Annotated in this window: 19 protein-coding genes; 13 read left to right on the top strand and 6 right to left on the bottom strand. The window is 71.1% G+C overall.

Going from position 1 to position 19833, the window contains the following annotated elements:
* Positions 1–12: 12 nt before the first annotated feature.
* Entirely contained in the window at positions 13–843 is an 831-nt protein-coding gene (locus ABZU75_RS04940) for an undecaprenyl-diphosphate phosphatase (protein ID WP_355549601.1), read from the top strand.
* Between the two features lie 42 nt (positions 844–885).
* On the opposite strand, the gene ABZU75_RS04935 is transcribed toward ABZU75_RS04940, so the two are convergent.
* Positions 886–2721 (bottom strand): GAF domain-containing protein, encoded by a 1836-nt coding sequence (locus tag ABZU75_RS04935; RefSeq protein ID WP_355549599.1) that lies wholly within the window; start codon positions 2719–2721, stop codon positions 886–888.
* Positions 2722–2928: 207 nt separating this feature from the next.
* On the opposite strand from ABZU75_RS04935, the gene ABZU75_RS04930 reads away from it, so the two are divergent.
* The 7 genes from ABZU75_RS04930 to ABZU75_RS04900 are packed head-to-tail and all read left to right on the top strand — an operon-like array spanning position 2929 to position 9063.
* On the top strand, positions 2929–3924 hold the full coding sequence (locus ABZU75_RS04930; protein WP_355549597.1) for an ABC transporter substrate-binding protein: 996 nt from the start codon (positions 2929–2931) through the stop codon (positions 3922–3924).
* Positions 3921–4775 carry an ABC transporter permease gene (locus ABZU75_RS04925; RefSeq protein ID WP_355549595.1) on the top strand — a complete coding sequence of 285 codons (855 nt, stop codon included), beginning with the start codon at positions 3921–3923 and terminating at the stop codon, positions 4773–4775. The genes ABZU75_RS04930 and ABZU75_RS04925 overlap by 4 nt, the downstream gene beginning before the upstream one ends.
* Positions 4772–5599 (top strand): ABC transporter permease subunit, encoded by an 828-nt coding sequence (locus ABZU75_RS04920; RefSeq protein ID WP_355549593.1) that lies wholly within the window; start codon positions 4772–4774, stop codon positions 5597–5599. Before ABZU75_RS04925 ends, ABZU75_RS04920 begins: the two co-directional genes overlap by 4 nt.
* A gap of 29 nt (positions 5600–5628) precedes the next feature.
* Positions 5629–6366, top strand: a complete 738-nt coding sequence (locus ABZU75_RS04915; RefSeq protein ID WP_355549591.1) for an ABC transporter ATP-binding protein — start codon at positions 5629–5631, stop codon at positions 6364–6366.
* Positions 6363–7394 (top strand): amidohydrolase family protein, encoded by a 1032-nt coding sequence (locus ABZU75_RS04910; protein WP_355549589.1) that lies wholly within the window; start codon positions 6363–6365, stop codon positions 7392–7394. The genes ABZU75_RS04915 and ABZU75_RS04910 overlap by 4 nt, the downstream gene beginning before the upstream one ends.
* Positions 7387–8598: an FAD binding domain-containing protein gene (locus ABZU75_RS04905; protein WP_355549587.1), complete on the top strand. Its 1212-nt coding sequence runs from the start codon at positions 7387–7389 to the stop codon at positions 8596–8598. The genes ABZU75_RS04910 and ABZU75_RS04905 overlap by 8 nt, the downstream gene beginning before the upstream one ends.
* A gap of 24 nt (positions 8599–8622) precedes the next feature.
* Positions 8623–9063 (top strand): hypothetical protein, encoded by a 441-nt coding sequence (locus tag ABZU75_RS04900; RefSeq protein WP_355549585.1) that lies wholly within the window; start codon positions 8623–8625, stop codon positions 9061–9063.
* A 289-nt stretch (positions 9064–9352) separates the two neighbouring features.
* Here ABZU75_RS04900 and ABZU75_RS04895 read toward each other — a convergent pair whose 3' ends face one another.
* Both ABZU75_RS04895 and ABZU75_RS04890 read right to left on the bottom strand, forming a co-directional pair.
* The gene (locus ABZU75_RS04895) at positions 9353–10315 is read right to left on the bottom strand and encodes a hypothetical protein (RefSeq protein ID WP_355549583.1); all 963 of its coding nucleotides are present in this window, start codon (positions 10313–10315) and stop codon (positions 9353–9355) included.
* A gap of 1 nt (position 10316) precedes the next feature.
* Positions 10317–10925: a TetR family transcriptional regulator gene (locus ABZU75_RS04890; protein WP_350917961.1), complete on the bottom strand. Its 609-nt coding sequence runs from the start codon at positions 10923–10925 to the stop codon at positions 10317–10319.
* 166 nt (positions 10926–11091) lie between these two features.
* On the opposite strand from ABZU75_RS04890, the gene ABZU75_RS04885 reads away from it, so the two are divergent.
* From ABZU75_RS04885 to ABZU75_RS04865, 5 genes are all read left to right on the top strand, one after another.
* Positions 11092–11721, top strand: a complete 630-nt coding sequence (locus ABZU75_RS04885) for a DsbA family protein (RefSeq protein WP_355549580.1) — start codon at positions 11092–11094, stop codon at positions 11719–11721.
* Between the two features lie 182 nt (positions 11722–11903).
* Entirely contained in the window at positions 11904–14501 is a 2598-nt protein-coding gene (hrpB, locus tag ABZU75_RS04880) for an ATP-dependent helicase HrpB (protein WP_355549578.1), read from the top strand.
* A 158-nt stretch (positions 14502–14659) separates the two neighbouring features.
* On the top strand, positions 14660–15511 hold the full coding sequence (locus tag ABZU75_RS04875; RefSeq protein WP_355549576.1) for an SPFH domain-containing protein: 852 nt from the start codon (positions 14660–14662) through the stop codon (positions 15509–15511).
* Positions 15504–15701, top strand: a complete 198-nt coding sequence (locus tag ABZU75_RS04870; RefSeq protein ID WP_326635151.1) for a hypothetical protein — start codon at positions 15504–15506, stop codon at positions 15699–15701. The genes ABZU75_RS04875 and ABZU75_RS04870 overlap by 8 nt, the downstream gene beginning before the upstream one ends.
* Before the next feature lie 47 nt (positions 15702–15748).
* Positions 15749–17155 carry an amidase family protein gene (locus ABZU75_RS04865; RefSeq protein ID WP_355549573.1) on the top strand — a complete coding sequence of 469 codons (1407 nt, stop codon included), beginning with the start codon at positions 15749–15751 and terminating at the stop codon, positions 17153–17155.
* Between the two features lie 104 nt (positions 17156–17259).
* On the opposite strand, the gene ABZU75_RS04860 is transcribed toward ABZU75_RS04865, so the two are convergent.
* The 3 genes from ABZU75_RS04860 to ABZU75_RS04850 are packed head-to-tail and all read right to left on the bottom strand — an operon-like array spanning position 17260 to position 19826.
* Positions 17260–18216 carry an aldehyde dehydrogenase family protein gene (locus ABZU75_RS04860; protein ID WP_355549571.1) on the bottom strand — a complete coding sequence of 319 codons (957 nt, stop codon included), beginning with the start codon at positions 18214–18216 and terminating at the stop codon, positions 17260–17262.
* On the bottom strand, positions 18209–18406 hold the full coding sequence (locus ABZU75_RS04855; protein WP_355549569.1) for a hypothetical protein: 198 nt from the start codon (positions 18404–18406) through the stop codon (positions 18209–18211). The genes ABZU75_RS04860 and ABZU75_RS04855 overlap by 8 nt, the downstream gene beginning before the upstream one ends.
* A complete protein-coding gene (locus tag ABZU75_RS04850) occupies positions 18399–19826 on the bottom strand; it encodes an aldehyde dehydrogenase family protein (protein ID WP_355549567.1) in 1428 nt (475 codons plus the stop codon). The genes ABZU75_RS04855 and ABZU75_RS04850 overlap by 8 nt, the downstream gene beginning before the upstream one ends.
* Positions 19827–19833: the final 7 nt, after the last annotated feature.

Here is a 19833-nt window from a genome sequence, read left to right as displayed (position 1 = left end):
AAAGGCGCTCAAGTGATCAGCTGGTTCGAAGCCGTGGTCCTCGGACTGATTCAGGGACTGACGGAGTTTCTACCGATCTCCTCCAGCGCCCACATCCGGGTCGTCTCGGCGTTCTTCGGCTGGCAGGACCCCGGAGCCGCGTTCACCGCGGTCATCCAGCTCGGCACCGAGGCCGCGGTGCTGATCTACTTCCGCAAGGAGATCTGGGAGATCATCTCCACCTGGACGCGGTCCCTGTGGACACCCGACCTGCGCGGCCACCACTCCGCCCGGATGGGCTGGTACGTCATCGTGGGCACCATTCCGATCGTGGTGCTCGGCCTGCTCTTCAAGGACTCCATCGAGAGCGTCTTCCGCGACCTGCGCCTGATCGGCACGACCCTGATCGTCTTCGGGCTGGTGCTGTGGTTCGCCGACCACACCGCCCGCAACAAGCTCACCCTGGAGCGGCACCTCAGCTTCACCCATGCCCTGATCTACGGCTTCGCCCAGTCGCTCGCCCTGGTTCCCGGCGTCTCCCGCTCCGGCGGCACGATCAGCGCCGGGCTGCTGCTGGACTACCGCAGGGAGGAGGCCGCGAAGTACTCCTTCCTGCTGGCCATCCCGGCCGTGCTCGGCTCGGGCTTCCTGGAGCTGTTCAAGATCGGCGATGGCAGCGCCCCCGACTGGGGGCCCACGATCCTGGCCACCGTGATCTCCTTCGTTGTGGGCTACCTGGCCGTCTCATGGTTCCTGAAGTACATCAGCACCCACCGCTTCACCAGCTTCGTGATCTACCGGATCGCCCTCGGCGTCCTCATCATCGCCCTGGTGAGCACCGGGATCCTCGACCCGTCGGCCTAGAGTCCCGGTGTGAATCCGGCGCGGTCCCGCCACTGTGACACGTCACTTCCCGGACCCGCCAAGACGCGGCTCTCGCATGCCGGCGATTCGGGCGACCGACAACGAGGTCGTGATCTCGAGAAGGTCGCGCGGACGTGAGAGCTTCAGAGCGGTCAGGTCCTCGATTCGGTGCATACGCTGGAGCACGGTGTTCGGGTGAATGTGCAATTCCCTGGCCGCCGCCTTCCTGTCCATGTCGTTCTCCAAGAGGACGTGCAGGGTGGTCACCAGGTCGGTCGAGCGCTCGCGGTCGTAGTCGAGCACCGGTCCGAGCACCCTCCGGGCGAACTGGCGTAGCCCGTCGGTGTCGCTGACCTGGAGCAGCAGGTTGTCGACGGTCAGCTCGGCGAGATGGAGGATGACCGGGTCCGACGACTCAGCGGCCAGTTCCAGTGCCCCTCGCGCCGTCCGAAAGGCGGTCCGAAGTCCCGGCAGGGTCGGCGTCGGAGCCGCCACGGCGGCGGTCACCTGTTTCACCGAGCGGGCTTTGGCGAGCGCGTCGGCCAGCCGCTCGGTCGCCTCGCGCGGCGTATCCGTCGTGCCGTCTCGCCATGCGATCTGGTCGGGCCAGAGCACGACGACCAGGCCCCGGTGCGCGGCGGCGAGCGGGAGCGGGTCCATACCCGCGAGGAGGCGAGTGGTGGTCGCGAGCGCGCGTTCAGCGGCCGGGAGTCCGGCGGCGCCGTCGATCTCGCGTACCGCGATGGCGCTGAGGGTGTGCGGGCCGGTGAGGTCGTGGCCCATGCGGCGTGCCCGTTCGATGACGGCGGCGACGTCGAGGGACTCGTCGGAGAGCAGGTCGGCGACCAGGGAGCCGCGCAGGCGTCCCTCGACGTCCGCGGCGGTGCGTTCCCGGAGCAGTTCGAGGGCCGCGACGACCGATGCGTGCTCGGTGGCGCGGATGTCGAGTCCGGTAAAGGAGGCCAGCGGCCGGCGGACCCAGATCCGTCCCACGACCTCGCCGTCGAGCAGGACCGCCGATACGACAAAGGTCTCGCCCTCCAGCATCGTTTCCACCAACGACCCGTCGGTGAGGTCCAGAGCTGCCGGTGGCGGTGCGTCGGTCTCAAGCGGTCGGCCGTCGCTACGTGCCAGTACCGATCCGTGGACGTCGTCGGCGAGAACGTCGGAGCCGAGCAGGTCCGCGAGCGCGGTGACGACACCGCCGATTCCCTCGCCGCGCAGGGCGATCGCAGTGAGCTCGACGTGGATCTCCTCCGCGCGGCGAAGCATGGCGTGCTGCTTGGAGAGGGAGCTGTTGAGCTCGCGTAGCTCGCCGATGGTCGCCCGCTCCCGGGCCTGCAGCTGGGCGGTCACCAGTGCGATGGCAACCTGGGTCGCGAGGGTGCCGACGAGCTCGCGTTCGGCGCCGTCGAAGTGGTGGGGCTGCCGGCGGTAGCAGTTCAAGGTGCCGACAACCGTGCCGGCACGGCGCAGCGGCACGGACACCAGTGCTCGGTAGCCCTGTTCCTGGGCGACGCCGCCCCATGGGCCGAACTGTGGTTCGAGGCCGATGTCCTCCAGGGCAACGATGTCGCCGGTGCGGAACGCCCGGCTGGTGGGTGCTTCGCCCTCCCGTCCGGCGCTGAGCAGAATCGGGCGTTCGGCGTTGACCAGGTCGACGTACTCGGGGGAGAGCCCGTGGTAGCCGCGGATGACGAGCGCGGTGCCCGCGGGGTTGGGCAGGAAGACGCCGCAGAAGTCGTAGCCCATGAGTGAGCACGCGGTCCGGGCCACCCGGTTCAGGAGGTCGCCGAGTGGCTCCTGGCGGCTGACGGCGGCGCCGATGTCGGCGATCCCGGCCAGCCAGCGCCGCAGTTCATCATGATGTGGTCCCATGATCGAGGCGCCTCCCTCGTGTTCGAACTCACACTATAAAGCCCGTAGGTGTGAACGCTGGAACATTGAGGAGGTGGCTTCCGCTGGAGCATGGTTGTTCTGGCCGGTGACCGCCGTCACACGGCGCCACGACAGCAGAGTAGGGAAGCCGTGCGGTTGAACAGATACAGAACCCGAGCACTGGCAGCTCTCCTGATGGCCGGCGTCATGTTCGTTTCGACGGCCTGCGGTGCGGGTCTGGGCGGTCCCGCCTCCTCCCGGGCGGCACGCGATGGTGTCATTCGGTTCACCTTCGCCCCCGACCCGATCTGGGACTACCTGCACGACGAGGGGATCATCGAGGACTTCGAGAAGGAGACCGGCATCTCCCTCGAAACCTCGGCGACCTGGGACGAGTTCGGGCTCTTCGCCGGCGGCCACGCCGACATCATCTCCTCGGCGTCCTTCGAAGTGCCGGGACTTGAGGCGGAGACCGAGCAGGACACGGTGATCATTGGGCGCTACAACTCCGAGCGGAGCCGGCTGTTGGTACGCACCGACGACCCGGCGAAGTCCCTCGTAGACCTCAAGGGCAAGCGGCTCGGCGTGTTCACCTCGGTCTCCGGGACCCTGGTGTGGCACGCGCTGATGGAGAAGATGCATGGGCTCACCATCGCTGGAGAGAAGTCCGACTTCAAGATCGTCGTCGCCGACATCCAGAACCTCTCCAACCTGCTCGCCCGCGGCGAGATCGATGCCTGCATCTGTTATCCCGACCTCTCCGCACGCGAGCTGCGCGAAGGCGGCGTCCGCGCGTTGTACGACGGCAAGTCGTCTGCCGAGCTGTTCGCCGACCTGGAGGCACCCGGCCACGACGGTCCCATGGGCAACGTGTTCGTCGCCCGCAAGGACTGGGTCGAGGAGCACCCCCGGGAGGTCGAAGCCTTCTTGGACCTGTGGTCGCGCGGTCTCAAGGAGTGGCGCGCGCACCGCGACGAGATCATCGAACGCTACCCGCAGCACTTCGCCGTCGAGTCCCCCCGCTACGTGGAGTTCATGAAGAGCTACGTGGCCGAACACGACTGGGTGGTCCAGGACATCCGTTTCGACAAGCAGTGGGCCGACGACGAGAGCAAGATCTTCGACCTCATGCGCGAGACCGGTGTCATCGAGGGCGACGCGCAAAACCCGAAATTCCTCCCCACGGCAGGAGACCGCCGGTGACTTCGCCGACCGCTACCACCGAACCGCCCATCATCCGGCCTGGCCAGAGCTCGCCGAACGCGCGGATCCGCGGCCGGCGTCCACGACCCGACGGAGCCGGAGGCTCCTCGCGGTGGCTCGTCTCGCTGGTCGCACTGCTGGGGGCACTCGCCACCTGGGCCGTGGTCGCGTGGATCACCGATGACAACATCCTCCCCACCCCGTTCAAGGTCTTCGGACGCGTCGCCGACTTCATCGTGTCCGGTGAGGCGTTCAGCAACTTCGCCGCGAGCATCGTGAAGATCGGGATCGGCTTCGCGCTGGCGCTGGCCGTCGGTCTGCCGATCGGGTTTGTCATGGGCCGCAGCCGGTTCATGTCGACATACTTCTCGATGCCGCTGTTCGTGCTCGGCAACGTCCCCGGCCTCGCCTACGCCGTCTTCGGGCTGGTCATCTTCGGCGTGGGCGCCACCGGGCCGATCGTGGTGTCGGCCCTGGTGGCCGTCCCGTTCATCGCGATCAACGTCGCCGAGGGCGTCCGTTCGGTCGACGGCGGGCTGCTCCGCATGTGCCGGGCCTTCGATCGGCGGCCCGTCGACGTGGTGCGCCACGTCTACCTGCCCGCCATCACGGCCTTCGTGTTCGCGGGCGTCCGCTACGCCTTCGCCATGGCCTGGAAGGTCGAGGCCCTCACCGAGGTCTTCGGCGCCAACAACGGAGTCGGCTTCATGATCCGGCGCGCCTACCAGGAGTTCAAGGTCGCCGACATGCTCGCCTGGACCATGTTGTTCGTCATCGCGATGGTGCTGATCGAGCGCGGTCTTGCCCGGGTCGAGACCCGGGTGTTCGCCTGGAGGAAGGAACTCACATGACCACCGCAACCGCGCCGGAGGCGACACCGCGTCCCTTGCCGGCCGACCGGGCGGCATCCCTGTGGTCGCGACGCGGACGCTCAGCGTCGTCCTCCGTGATCGCGCTCGCCACCTCGCTGCTCTCCATGCTCGCCGTCTGGCAACTCGCGGCCGAGTACGGACACCGCGTCCCCTCGATCGGCGAGGCATTCGGCCGGCTGGTCGGCGAGGCGGCCGGCGGTCACCTGTCGGCCAACCTGGCCGTGAGCATGAACCGCTTCACCCTGGGCCTCGTCGCGGCGCTCATCGTCGGAACGGCCGTGGGCGTGCTGATGGGTCTGTCCCGGTTCGCCGAGTACGCCCTGGCCGACCTGACCATGGCCGCGCTCGCCGCCCCGGCGATAATCTGGGCACTCCTGACCACGATGTGGTTCGGCTTCGGCTGGCTCACTCCAGTCACGACGGTCTTCCTCTCGGCCCTGCCCTTCGTCGTCGTGAACATCGCCAAGGCGGTCCGGGCCGTGCCCCCCGACCTCGTGCTCATGGCCCGCTCGTTCGGTGTCGGCCGGCCCCAGGTCCTTCGTCACATCGTGGCTCCGGCGGTCGCCGGCTCGACGGTCGCGGCGGTGCGCTTTGCGATCATGAGCGCCTGGAACGGCCTGCTCCTTGCGGAGTGGTTCGGCTCGACCTCCGGCGTCGGCTGGCGCTCCCGCTACTGGTACGACGCCAACCAGCTCGACGGCTTCCTCGCCTGGGTCGTCATCTTCATCGTCTTCCTGGTCCTCGCCGACCAGATCATCCTTGGCCCGATCGAACGCTTCGTCACCCGCTGGCGCACCGCCTGAGCAGCGCATCCCTTCTCGAAAGGAAACTCATGGCCTCCATCGAAATCGACGGCCTGGTGAAGGAATACCAGAACCGTCAGGGCAGGCAGACGCGCGTGCTCGACGGGATCGACCTGTCCATCAGCGGCGAGACCTTCGTCTCCGTCGTCGGGCCCTCCGGCAGCGGCAAGACGACGCTGCTCAACATCGTCTCCGGAATCGAGAGCCTCAGCGGCGGCTCGGTCCGCCTACGCGCCGGTGACCACGACGCCAAGGTCGGCTACGTGTTCCAGGACCCGCGGCTGCTGCCCTGGCGCACCGTCACGCAGAACCTCAGGTTCGTCCAGCGCGACCGCTCCGGCTGGGAGCAGCGCGCCCAGCACTACCTCGACCTCGTCGGCCTCGGCCACCTCGGCGACCGCTACCCGGCCCAGCTCTCCGGCGGTCAGCAGCAACGGATCGGCATCGCCCGGGCCTTCTCCGTCGAGCCGGACATCCTGCTCATGGACGAGCCGTTCAGCCACCTCGACGCGATGACCTCACGCTCCCTGCGTGAACACCTGGAGCGCATCTGGCTCGAGTCACAGCGCACGGTCATGTTCGTCACCCACGACGTCACCGAAGCGGTCCAGCTCTCCGACCGGATCGTCGTCCTGGCGCCGGGCGGCCGGATCCACGAGACCATCGAGGTGGACCTCCCCCGTCCACGCCGCGCCTCCGACCCGGCCGTCGCCATGCTCCAAGCCGAGGTGCTCGCCCGCTTCGAGGCGCTGGAGGCGGCGGCGTGACGACCCTCGACACCGGCCGATCCCGCGCTGCGGCCCCCGCGGTGCGGCGGGGCGTCATCGACGTCCACGCGCACTGGCTGCCCCAGGAGCTGTTCGACCTTCCGCCGGGCTCGCCGGTCCCGCCGCTGAACGCGCGAGGCGAAGAGCTGTACCTCGGCGACATCCCTTTGTGCATCGCGGCGTCGGCGATGAGCGACCCCGACCGGGTGCTCGCCGAGACCGACCGCGCCGGGCTGGGCGCCCGGGTGCTGTCTGCCCCGCCGTTCGCGTTCCCCGTGGTCCCGGACCCCGGAGTGGGCGAATACGTCGGCCGCTTCAACGAGGCCCTGACCCGCCTGTGCCATGACAGCCACGGCCGGTTGTTCGGCCTGGGCCTGGTCTCCCTGCACGACCCGACTGCGGCCCGGGCCGAGATGAAGGCGATCGCCGCGTCGGCGGTCGTCCGCGGCGTCGCGGTTCCCCCGCTGGTCGGCGCCACCTCCTTCGACGAAGGCCCGCTTCACGAGGTCGCCCGCATCGCCGCCGAGCTGGACCTGGCCGTTCTGGTACACCCCATGCAGCTGCCGCGGCCGGAGTGGGGGTCGTACTACCTCGCCAATCTGATCGGGAACCCCACCGAGACGGCGACGGCCGTCGCCTCCTGTGTGCTCGGCGGAGTCACGGAAACGCTTCCGTCGCTGCGCATCTGCTTCGTTCACGGCGGAGGATGCGCGCCCGCGCTCCTGGGCCGGTGGCGACACGGCTGGGAGCAACGCGCGGACGTCGGCGCCGGCACCGGCCGAACGCCGCACGAGGGCTTCCGCGACCTGTGGTTCGACACGCTCACCCACGACGGACCGGCGCTGCGGCTGCTGCGCTCCAAGGCGGGCCCGGACCGGCTGTTGTGCGGCAGCGACTACCCCTTCGACATGGGCGTGGACCGCCCACAGGACCTGCCGGTCTCGGAAGGTATCGGCGCCGAGGCCATGGAGGCCGCCGCCCGCCGCTTCCTCGGCCTGCCCGAGCTCGGGAGCGACGACAATGCATGAAACGAACGGCCACTCCCACTACTCCGGCCGGCGGGCACTGGTCGTCGGCGGCTCGATCGGCGGCCTCACGTCCGCGCTGCTGCTGCGTCGCCTGGGCTTCGACGTGACCGTCTTCGAGCGCACGCCGACCAGCCTGGACGGCCGGGGCGGGGGCATCGTGCTGCAGCCCGACACGCTGCGCTGGTTCGCCGAGTGCAGCGAGCAGCACCCCGAGCAGGTCAGCACCGCGACTCAGTACGTCCAGTACCTCGGCGCCGGCAACGAGGTACTGCACCGCGACCCCACGCCGTGGCGGTACACCTCCTGGGGCACGTTCTACCGGGCCCTGCTGGCCGACTTCGGCACTGAGCGGTACCACCTCGGGGAGTACGCCGCCGGCTTCGACCAGGACGGCGACAGCGTCGAGGTCCGTTTCGCTTCCGGGCGCCGTGAGCGAGCGGAGCTCGTGGTGTTCGCGGACGGGATCGGTTCCGCGAGCCGCAGCCGGATCTCACCCGGCAGCGTCCTGGAGTACTCCGGCTACGTCGGCTGGCGCGGCACCGTGCAGGAGTCCGAGGTCTCGCCCGAGACCTTCGAGCTCCTGCACGACTCGATCAGCTTCAACGTGGTGCCGTACACCCACATCAACATCTACCCGATCCCCTCGGACGAGGGCGGGCTGACGGTGGGGAACCGACTGCTCAACTACGTCTGGTACCGCAACGTCGCCGAGGGCGCCGACCTTGAGGAGCTGATGACCGACAAACGCGGCTTCCTCGGCAAGGTGTCGGTGCACCCGGGCCAGGTGCAGGACCGGTTCGTCGAGGAGATGCGTGAGGTGGCCGACACGGTGCTGGCGCCCGCCGCGGCCGAGGTGGTGCGGCGCACCGAGCAGCCCTACCTCCAGGCGGTCTACGACGTCGGCGCCGAGCACATGGCCGTCGGCCGGGTGGCGCTGATCGGCGACGCGGCCAGCGCCGCGCGCCCGCACGCCGCGGCCGGTACGGCGAAGGCCGCCGCGAACGCCTGGGCCCTGTACGACGCCCTGAGCGAGGCCGACGGCGCCATCCCCGCCGCTCTGGCGAAATGGGAGCCGGGCCAGCTCGAGCTCGGCCAGCGCCTGCTGCGCCGGGTCAAAGAGATGGGCACCCGCTCGCAGGTCGACTGCACCTGGGTGCCCGGCGATCCTGACCTGCGATTCGGCCTCTACGGCCCGGGCCAGTGACCACGACGTACGAGAGGAACCCCAATGACCACCACGCCGGCATTCCTGACCGACGCCCCCTTGGCGGGCACCGTCGTCGCCACGGACTTCGAGGGTTGGTCCGACGCGCTTCGCGAGGAGTTCGAGACCCACGCCTACGACCCGCACGTCGGGTCGCGGCTACTCAGCGAGAACGGCCGCGTCCGCGTGTGGGAGATCCGCCTCGAACCCGGGGAGCGGTGGCACGCGCACCGGCACGTCCTCGACTACTTCTGGACCGCCGTCAACGCAGGCCGCAGCCGCCAGCACACCGCTGACGGCACTACCCGCGAGGTGTCCTACGACGCCGGCGAGACCCGACACTTCACCTTCGGCGATGGAGAGTTCCTCCTGCACGACATCGAGAACGCCGGCGACGACGTTCTCGTCTTCACCACTGTCGAGCACCTCGACTCGGCCAACTCGCCGCTGCCACTAGCAGGCTGAGGACCCCCAGGGACCCCGGCGGCGCCAAAGCGTCATGATCGGCCCGCTCATCGGCTACCTGTTGCATTGACCTCAGGACCGATGCCCGGCGAGGCTCGGTCCAGGCGCCCGGGTTGTCGCTCACGCGAGGGCCCGTCTCGTGCGGAGGCGGGCTCGTGGACATTGGACGGGTGCGTTCCGACTGGTCCGGCCTGCCCGTCCGCCATGCCCTGCCCGAGTTGCTCGCGGCGCTGAATGAGCGGGGCGCCGGCGGCTCAGACCGTCCGCCCCCTCCCTGCCCCCCGGTGACTCATGAATCTCGCCGGACGGCTCGGTCGCGGGCGTATCTGGCCGCCATCGTGTGGAACACCTCCTTCGGTGCCCAGCGCCTCTCGTCGAGCATCCTGACCACGCCGTAGGAGGCGATGTCCCTGTCCCCGATGTGGCTGAAGCCCGCGAAGGTGAACCAGAGAGCGGTGTCCACCCCCTCCTTCTCGAAGACGTCCAGCAGTTCGGTGAAGTAGCGCACCTGCTCGCCCTCGTCCCGTACGGCGCCCTCCGGCGGCTGCCAGGCCATGCCACCGCGCTCGCCCGCCCCCAGGTAGGCGCAGGTGCCGAACTCGGTCACCGCGACCGGTTTGCCGTGCTGGAACTTGTCGCGCAGCTCCTCCTGGAAGGTGGCGGCGTTGTAGGCGGCCCGGTAGGCGTCGGCGCCGATGATGTCGAACGGGGCCCAGTCGACGAACTCCCACGGGGCCGCCGCGTAGGTGACGGGCCCGCCGAAACGGGTCCTGACAACGTCCGCGCTCTCGGCCAGGAAACCGTTGAGCCGCTCCAGGACGGGGCCGAGCGAGGTCCACCACTCCATGTCGGCGGTGCTTATCGTCTGCAGGCGATCGCGGTACGTGGCACCGGGGATGAACCCGGCGCCGAACCCGCTGATCTCGCATCCGGTCACGAACACCACCTCGGCCCCGCCGCCTCGCACGACCTCGGCCCGCTCCGCGCAGTCGGCGAAGGTCGAGAGCATCGCCTCGGGCGGGAGGTCGACGGGGAAGGGGGCGAACCAGATCTCCAGCCCCGCGGCGGCGGCGTGCTCGGCGGCGACGCTCAGCCGCGCGGGATCGCCACCGGAGATCCGTACGGCGTCGCAGTGCAGCTCATCGGCGATGACGCCCATGTCATGCCGGACGGCGTCGGGGTCGAACACCTTGCGGCTGTTGTCGCGACCGGGAAGGAACCCGGTGTCGTAGTTGATTCCTCGCGCGCGCACGTCACTGTCTCCCTTGTCGGTTGATGCCGTACTCCAGCAGGTCGAAGGCGAGTTCGACGTCTCCGCACAGGTCGTGGCCCGCCTCTTCCGGCGAGGCGCCGGAGACCAGGAGGCGGAAGAACCTCTCCTGCAGGGTCAGCACGGAGGCGGTGATCTGGGCGGCCATCAGAGCGGCCGTCAACTCGTCGTGCTCTTCGGCCAGCGCCAGCGCCAGCGCCTGGCGCTGCCCGTGGAGCAGGTCGTTCGCACCGCTGCTGAGCGCGGGACTGGCGAAGATCACCCGCATCTGGGTGATCAGGGCGTCCCTGTCCACGGCCGTCGCCGGCTCGGCGGCGAACGCGCGGTAGTGCGCCCGCAGGGCCTCCAGCGGCGACTGCCCGGCGGGCCGCGCGGTGACGATCCCCGCCAGGTCCTCCTGCCCCACGCCCCGCAGGACGAGCGACTCCTTGGTCGGGAAGTACTTGAACAGCGTCACCTTCGCCACCTCGGCGGCCTCGGCGATCTCGTTGACGGTCACCGCGTCGAAGCCGCGCTCGGCGAACAGCCGCAGCGCCACCGCGGCGATCCGCCGTTGCGTCTGCTCCTTCTTCCGCTCCCGCAGTCCCGCCATACGAGCACAATAAAACTGAACCAGGTTCAAAAGCAAACCTGGTTCGCTTTTTATGGCGGGCGGGAAAGGCCGTGCGGGTCGGTTGTGACGCGCGATCCGGTGAAGGTGGCACGCTGCCCGGGCACGACCGGGGATGATGATCGGAGAGCCGGGAAGGACGGGCAGGATGGACAAGACGATCGCGGACTTCTGGTTCGACCCCTCCTGCCCGTACACCTGGATCACCTCACGATGGCTGGTGGAGGTGGAGAAGGTACGGCCGGTCGAGGTGCGCTGGCACGTGATGAGCCTGTCGGTGCTCAACGAGGGCCGTGACGAGGATCCGGAGGGCGACACCGAGGGCTACCTGTGGGTGCCCGTGCGCGTCTGCGCCGCCGTACGACAGGAGTACGGGCAGCAGGCGCTCGGCAGGCTGTACACCGCGATGTGGACCGCCGGGCGCGCACGTGGGGCGGACTGGGCCGGTGCTCTCGACGCCGCCCTGGCCGCCGCGGGACTGCCGGCGGAGCTGGCCGGAGCCGGGATGTCGACGGCCTACGACGAGGCGGTGCGGACCTCCCATGCCGAGGGCATCGGCCTGATCGGCGAACACGTCGGCACCCCGGTGGTCGCCGCCACCGGCCCCGCCACCGGTGGCGAGCGCGTGGCGTTCTTCGGCCCGGTGATCTCCCGGATTCCCACGGGAGAGCGGGCGGGCCGCCTGTGGGACGGGACGCTGCTGGTGGCGGGGACGCCGGGCTTTCACGAGCTCAAGGGCGTCTCGCACGAGGAGCCCCGGCTCGACGACCCGAGCTGACAGATCATGCCGGCCCCCGTGGTGTGCGCTTGGCCGCTCGCCCTCACGCGCCTCTTCGCCCCCGTGTTGTGGATCACACCGGCGGCGGGACATGCCCCGCCCGGCTGACTTCGCCGGCGGAAGGCGACAGCGCGTGCCGGGGGCGCGTCTCGTGGCGGGACGGGCTCGTGGACACTGGACGGGTGCGTTCCGACTGGTCCGGCCTGCCCGTCCGCCATGCCCTGCCCGAGTTGCTCGCGGCGCTGGGTGAGCGGGGCGTCGCCGTGCTCACCGCGCCCCCGGGCACCGGCAAGACCACGCTCGTCCCGCTCGCGCTGGCCGGGCTCCTCGACGGCCCGGCGGCGAAGCGGGTGATCGTGGCCGAGCCGAGGCGGATGGCGGTACGGGCGGCGGCCAGGCGGATGGCATGGCTGCTGGAGTCGGAGGTGGGCGCGGAGGTCGGGTTCTCCGTCCGCGGCGAGCGCAGGGCCGGTGCGAGGACCGTCGTCGAGGTCGTCACCACGGGGGTCCTCCTCCAGCGACTCCAGCGCGACCCCGACCTCGAAGGCGTGGACACGGTCCTGCTGGACGAGTGCCACGAGCGCCACCTGGATGCCGACACCGCGCTGGCCTTCCTGCTCGACGTCCGCGCCACGCTCCGCCCCGACCTGCGGATCGTCGCCACCTCCGCCACCGCCGACGCCGCCCCCTGGGCCCGCCTCCTCGGCTCGGGCGACCCCGCGCCGATCGTGCACGCGGCCGGCACCGCGCATCCCGTCACGCCCGTCTGGGCCCCGCCCTCAGGGAAGGTCGCGCCGCCCCACGGCATGCGGGTGGACCCGGCGTTCCTGGCCCATGTCGCAGCCGTCGTACGGCGTGCGCTGGCCGAGCACGAGGGGGACGTGCTCTGCTTCCTGCCGGGCGTCGGCGAGATCGGCCGGGTGGCCGCGATGCTTCCCGGCGTCGACGTCCTCCAGGTGCACGGCCAGGCCCCGGCCCGGGTCCAGGACGCGGTTCTCTCCCCGGGTGAGGGGCGCAGGGTGGTTCTCGCCACCTCGGTCGCCGAGTCGAGCCTGACCGTGCCCGGCGTACGGGTGGTGGTCGACTCCGGCCTGGCCAGGGAGCCCCGTACCGACCACGCCCGCGGCCTCGGCTCGCTCACCACGGTCCGCGCGTCCCGGGCCTCGGCCACCCAGCGGGCGGGGCGGGCGGGCCGCGAGGCACCGGGCGTGGTCTACCGCTGCTGGTCGCGGGCCGAGCACGAGCGGCTGCCCGAGCACGCGCGGCCCGAGATCGCGCTCGCCGACCTGACCGGCTTCGCCCTCCAGGCCGCCTGCTGGGGCGACCCCGCCGCCACCGGCCTGGCCCTGCTCGACCCGCCCCCGGCCGCCGCGATGGACGCCGCCCGCCGCACCCTGCACGCCCTGGGCGCCCTGGACTCCCCTGGCACGCCGGGTCTCACCATGGGCCGGGTGACCGAGCGGGGACGGCGGATGGCCGGGGCCGGGGTCCATCCGCGCCTGGCACGGGCCCTGATCGATGCCGGGACCGATCCCCTGACCGGCCCCGGGACCGGCACCGGGAACAACGCGAGGTCCCGGGTCGCCGAGGTCGTGGCGCTGCTGTCGGAGCAGTTGCCCCGGGACGCGGGTGACGACCTGGTGGCGGTCTGGCGCGCCGCGCGCCGGGGCGGGGACGGCTTCTCCGCCCGGTGGCGTCAGGAGGCCGGGCGCCTGGCTCGCGCCGTCCCCGGCCCCGACCGGCGTCAGGGACGACCACTGTCCGCCGACGTCACGCCCCGGGGCGGCAGGACGGCGAAGAAAGACGAGACGGCCTGGGACGACGATGCCGTGGCCGGGATCGTCGTGGCGCTGGCCTACCCCGAGCGGGTGGCGCGGCGGCGGGGCGGGTCGTACCTGATGGCCTCGGGAACGGCCGCCGAGTTGCCACGCGGGTCGCGGCTGGGGACGGCGGAGTGGCTGGCCGTCGCGGTCGCGGACCGGCCCGCCGGGGTGGCGTCCGCCAGGATCAGGCAGGCGGTGGTGATCGACGAGGAGATCGCCAGGCTCGCCGCGGCTCCCCTGTACGGCTCCGACGAGGAGATCATCTGGCGCGTACCGCCGGGAGAGCGGCGTGGCGATGTGTCGGCTCGCCGGGTGGAACGGCTGGGCGCGATCGAGCTGGCCGACAGCGCGCTCCGCGGCGCCGACGTACGACCCGCCGTCCTGGAGGGTCTGCGCGCCGAAGGTCTGTCGATCCTGCGCTGGACGCCCGAGGCCGTGGCCCTGCGCGAGCGCCTGGCCTTCTGCCGGCGCACGCTCGGCGACCCCTGGCCCGCGACGGACGACGACGCGCTGATCGAGGCGGCCGACCGCTGGCTGGAGCCCGAGCTGTCGCGGGCCCGCCGCCGGTCCGACCTGGAGCGCCTCGACGTGGTCTCCGCGCTGCACCGCCTGGTCCCGTGGAACGCCCGGCTGGCGGAGACGGCCCCGGAACGGGTCGAGGTGCCGAGCGGGTCGCGGATCAGGATCGACTACTCGGGCGAGCAGCCGGTACTGGCGGCCAAGCTGCAGGAGCTGTTCGGCTGGGCCGAGACCCCGCGCGTCGCGGGAGTCCCGCTGGTGATCCACCTGCTCTCCCCCGCGGGCCGTCCGGCCGCGGTCACCGCCGACCTGGCCTCGTTCTGGCGCGAGGGCTACCGCGCGGTCCGCGCCGAGCTCCGCGGCCGCTATCCCCGGCATCCCTGGCCGGACGATCCCATGTCGGCCACCGCCACCCGCCGCACCAACCCACGGCGCTGACACGGCGCTGACTCCGGGCTCCGCCCACCTCCCCTGCCGGCCCGGGAGCCACGCCCGGCACGCCCGGCGGCGAGGCCGGAAACCTCATCTCACCCGGCGCGCGGCCGGCCTTTGTGAGCTATCGTAGTGATATCACTTCGATAGCAAAGGTGGCGTACATGGAACGACGTGCTTTCCGGATCGGCGGATTCGGTGTCCTGATCGGGCTCCTGGCGCTCGGGGCCGTCCTGGCCTGGGCCGGGTGGACGGCGGGGGAAACGCAGCTGATCGCCGCGGCGATCGGGTGGGGGATCGTCGCGGCGATCATGGCCACCGGGTTCACGGTGATCAACCCGAACGAGGCGAAGGTCGTGCAGTTCTTCGGCCGCTACATCGGGACGGTGAACCAGGCCGGGTTCCAGTGGGTGCTGCCGTTCACCAGCAAGGAGCGCGTCACCCTCCGGGTGCGCAACTTCGAGACGACCAAGCTCAAGGTGAACGACGCCGACGGCAACCCCGTGGAGATCGCCGCCGTCGTCGTCTACAAGGTCGCCGACACCGCCAAGGCGACGTTCTCCGTGGACGACTACGAGCAGTACGTGGCGATCCAGTCCGAGGCCGCCGTCAGGCACCTGGCCACCAGCCACCCGTACGACGCCCACGAGGAGGGCCGCACCAGCCTGCGCGACGGCGCCGAGGTGGCCGCCGAGCTCACCACCGAGCTGAGCGACCGCACCCAGCTCGCCGGGGTGGAGGTGCTGGAGGCGCGGATCACCCACCTCGCCTACGCTCCGGAGATCGCCCAGGCGATGCTGGTCCGGCAGCAGGCCGCCCAGGTGGTCGCGGCGCGCACCCACATCGTCGCCGGCGCGGTCGGCATGGTCCAGCTCGCGCTGACCAAGTTGCGGGAGGATGAGGTGGTGGAACTCGACGAGGAGCGCAAGGCGCAGATGGTCTCCAACCTGCTGGTCGTCCTCTGCGGTGACAAGGCGACGCAGCCGGTGGTCAACGCCGGCAGCCTCTATGGCTGAGCGCAAGAAGATCCTGCTGAGACTCGACCCGGCCGTCTACGAGGTGATCGCCAAGTGGGCGGCCGACGACCTGCGAAGTGTCAACGCCCAGCTGGAGTACGCGCTCCGCCTGGCACTCAAGGCGGCGGGTCGCGAGCCCCGGCGGGGCGAGCGGAATAACACCGATGAGCCGGACAAGTCATCTGATTGAGACGTGGGACGCTTCCCCTGACGGACTCGCCGGACCACACTCGGTTCATGTCGTGGGTGGGAAGTTCCGCAGTGGAGATCGCGGAGGCCGTGCGACGGGGGAAGGTCACCGCGCCCATGGTCGTCGAGGAGCACCTCGACGCCATCGCCGAGCGTGACGGGCGCGTCGGGGCGTTCCGCACGGTCCTCGCCGAGCGGGCGCTGGCCGAGGCACGGGCACTACAGGAGCGGGCGGACCTGTCCGGGCTGCCGCTCGCCGGGGTGCCGATCGCGATCAAGGACAATGTGCCGATCAGGGGCGAGGCGTCCCGCAACGGTTCCGCGGCGACGCCGGACACGCCCGCGGACGAGGACCATCCCGTGGTGGCCAGGCTCAGGGCCGCGGGCGCGGTGGTCGTCGGCATCACCAACGTACCGGAGCTCTGCCTGGTCGGATTCTCCGACAGCGTGTACGGCGTGACGCGCAACCCGTGGGACCTCGGGCGCACCCCCGGCGGGTCGTCGGGCGGGAGCGCCGCCGCCGTGGCGGCGGGCATGGTCCCGCTGGCCCACGGCAACGACGGGCTGGGCTCGCTGCGCATCCCGGCCGCCTGCTGCGGCCTGGTCTCGATCAAGCCGGGTCACGGGGTGGTCCCGCCACCCGAGCACGACTGGTACGGGATGTCGGAGAACGGCCCGCTGGCCACGACCGTGGCCGATCTCGCCCTGGCCCTGGCCGTCATGGCGGATGACATGTCACTGGCGACGCCCGGCGAGAGCGAGACACTCGGCGTGGACAGCGCCATCGACGACTACCCGGGCGGGCTGACCCTGTCGGAACCGCTGAGGCTGCGGATCTCGGTCGCGCCGATGCCGCTGCCCTCCGGGCTCTCGGTGGACGCCGAGTTCCAGCGGGCGGTGACCGGGGCGGCGGAGGTCCTGGGCGCGGCGGGGCACACCGTGGTGGAGCACCCCCAGCGGATGCCCTTCGAGGTCGGTGCGGCCGCTGTCGCCACCTGGTTCGGGTGCGCCAGGGGCGACGTGGCCGGCCTCGACCCGCGCCGTCTCGAACGGCGCACCAGGGCCCTGGCGAGAGCCGGACGGCTGCTCGCCAGGTTCGGGGCGGACGGTACGGCGGGCCGTGACCGCTGGCGCGCGTACGGCGCCGACCAGTGGTTCGGCAACGCCGACGTGCTCGTCACGCCGACGCTCGCCGCCCTGCCACCGGCCGCCGAGCGCTGGGGCCGGCGCGGGCTCCTGGCGAACGCCCGCGCCAACCTGACGTACGCGCCCGCCACCGCGGCCTGGAACATGGCCGGCTGGCCCGCCATGACCGTCCCGTACGGTCGGCACTCCAGCGGCATGCCGATCGGCGTCCAGCTCGTCGCCGCCCCGGGGGGTGAGGCGCAGCTCCTGGCCCTGGCCGGCCAGCTGGAGACCGCCCGCCCCTGGACCCGCCACGCCCTGCCCGCCTGATCGGCTTTCCGTCTGGCCGCCGCCTACCGGCGCGCCGGGCAACCGGCCGGCGCGGCGCCGGGGCCGCCTGCGGGAGAGACCCCGCGCGGGCGGCCCCGTACGGGTCAGACGCCGGTGGGGTGCCAGACCGTCTTGGTCTCCAGGAAGGCGGTCATCCGCCCGGTGCCCGGGTCTGCGAACCAGTCGGTCTCGGCGGGACGGAGGACCCGCTTGAGGTTCTCCGCCGCCGCCTCCTCGCACGCGACCGCCACGGCCCTGTCGGTGACCCCGGCCAGGTCGAGGGCGTTGACGTCCATGTGCGCGGCCAGATGGGGAGCGATCTCGGCGACGGAGCCGGTGAGGATGTTGACCACCCCACCGGGCAGGTCCGAGGTGGCGAGCACCTCGGCCAGGGTGATCGCGGGCAGCGGGGCGCGCTCGCTCGCGATCACCACGCAGGTGTTGCCCGTGACGATCACCGGGGCGATCACCGAGACGAGCCCGAGCAGCGGCTTGTCGGGGGCGACCACCGCGACCACGCCGGTCGGCTCCGGCGAGGAGATGTTGAAGTAGGGACCGGCGACGGGGTTGGCGGACCCGGCGACCGCGGCGATCTTGTCCGACCATCCGGCGTACCAGACCAGCCGGTCGACGCTCGCGTCCACGACCTCCCGCGCGTTCTTCGTCCCGGACTCGGCCAGCTCGGCGATGAACTGGGCCCGGCGACTCTCCAGCATCTCGGCGACGCGGTAGAGGACCTGTCCCCGGTTGTACGCGGTGGCACCCGACCAGCCGCCGAAGGCCTTGCGCGCGGCCGTCACCGCGTCGCGGGCGTCCTTGCGGGAGGCCTTGGCGGCGTTGGCGAGGAAGTCGCCGCTGGAGGAGGTCACCGCGTAGGACCTTCCGCTCTCGGAGCGCGGGAACGCCCCGCCGATGTACAGCTTGTACGTCTTGCGCACGGCGAGCCGTGCGGGCTGACGTCCGTCCCCGGGGTCCGTGGCCCGCCCCGGGGCCTGATCAGTGGTCTGCTCCGGGGCCTGCTTGGTCGCCCGCGCCCGGCCCGGCTTCTCCGCCTTACTCATTTCCCAGCCCTCTCCACGAGCTCTCCTGCTGCGCCAGCCGGGCCGGCACGAAGACCTGACCGCAGCGGCTCACGCCGCACCGGTGGGCGAACCAGCCGCGCAGCACCGGCCGCCCGGCGCGGGCGAAGCCGTACCCCCGGGCGCTCTGGGCACGGCGGCGACGGCGCCTGAGGCGCTGATGCTCACACATCGAGGTACGCCTCCAGCCCGTGCCGTCCGCCCTCTCGCCCGTATCCCGACTCCTTGTAGCCGCCGAACGGCGAGGTGGGGTCGAACCGGTTGAAGGTGTTGGCCCAGACGACGCCGGCGCGGAGCCTGCTCGCCATCCACAGGATGCGCGAACCCTTCTCCGTCCACACGCCCGCCGAGAGGCCGAACGGGGTGTTGTTGGCCTTCTCCACCGCCTCGGCCGGGGTGCGGAAGGTCAGCACGGACAGCACGGGGCCGAAGACCTCCTCGCGGGCGATCCGGTGTGACTGGGCGACACCGGTGAAGATGGTCGGCGGGAACCAGAACCCCTTGTCGGGCAGCGAGCAGGCCGGGGACCAGCGCTCGGCGCCCTCCGCCTCCCCCAGGTCCGACAGCTCGCGGATCCTGGCGAGCTGGGCCGCGGAGTTGATCGCGCCGATGTCGGTGTTCTTGTCCAGCGGGTCGCCCAGCCTGAGCGTGCCGAGCCGCCGCTTCAGCGCGTCGAGCAGTTCCGTCTCGATCGACTCCTGCACCAGCAGCCGGGAGCCCGCACAGCAGACGTGGCCCTGGTTGAAGAAGATCCCGTTGACGATGCCCTCGACCGCCTGGTCCAGCGCGGCGTCCTCGAACACGATGTTCGCGGCCTTGCCGCCGAGCTCCAGGGTGACCTTCTTACCGGAGCCCGCGACCGACCTGGCGATCTGGCGGCCGACCTCGGTGGAGCCGGTGAAGGCCACCTTGTCGACGTCGGGGTGGTTGACCAGGGCGGCGCCGGTCTGTCCGGCACCGGTCACGATGTTGACCACGCCGGGCGGCAGGTCGGCCTGCGCGCAGATCTCCGCGAACAGCAGCGCGGTCAGCGGGGTGGTCTCGGCGGGCTTGAGGACCACGGTGTTACCGCAGGCCAGGGCAGGGGCGATCTTCCATGCGAGCATGAGCAGCGGGAAGTTCCACGGGATGACCTGGCCGGCCACCCCGAGCGGGCGCGGACCGGGGCCGTACCCGGCGTATCCCAGCTTGTCCGCCCACCCTGCGTAGTAGAAGAAGTGGGCCGCCACCAGGGGCAGGTCCACGTCGCGGGACTCGCGGATGGGCTTGCCGTTGTCCAGGGACTCCAGGACGGCCAGCTCGCGCGAGCGCTCCTGGATGATCCGCGCGATCCTGAAGAGGTACTTGGCCCTTTCCGAGCCGGGCAGCGCCGACCAGACGCCGAACGCCTTGCGGGCGGCCGAGACCGCCCGATCGACATCGGCCTCCGTCGCCCAGGCGACCTCCGCCAGGACCTCCTCGGACGCCGGGTTGACGGTCTTGTGAAGATCCCCGCCCTGGGAGTCGACCCACTCACCGTCGATGAACAGGCCGTAGGACGGCCTGATGTCGACGACGTCACGCGACTCGGGCGCCGGTGCGTACTCAAACATGTGAACG

This window comes from Streptosporangium sp. NPDC005286, from assembly GCF_040607515.1.
In the GTDB taxonomy this organism is placed as follows: domain Bacteria; phylum Actinomycetota; class Actinomycetes; order Streptosporangiales; family Streptosporangiaceae; genus Streptosporangium.
This window is presented reverse-complemented; position numbering and strand designations above follow the sequence as displayed.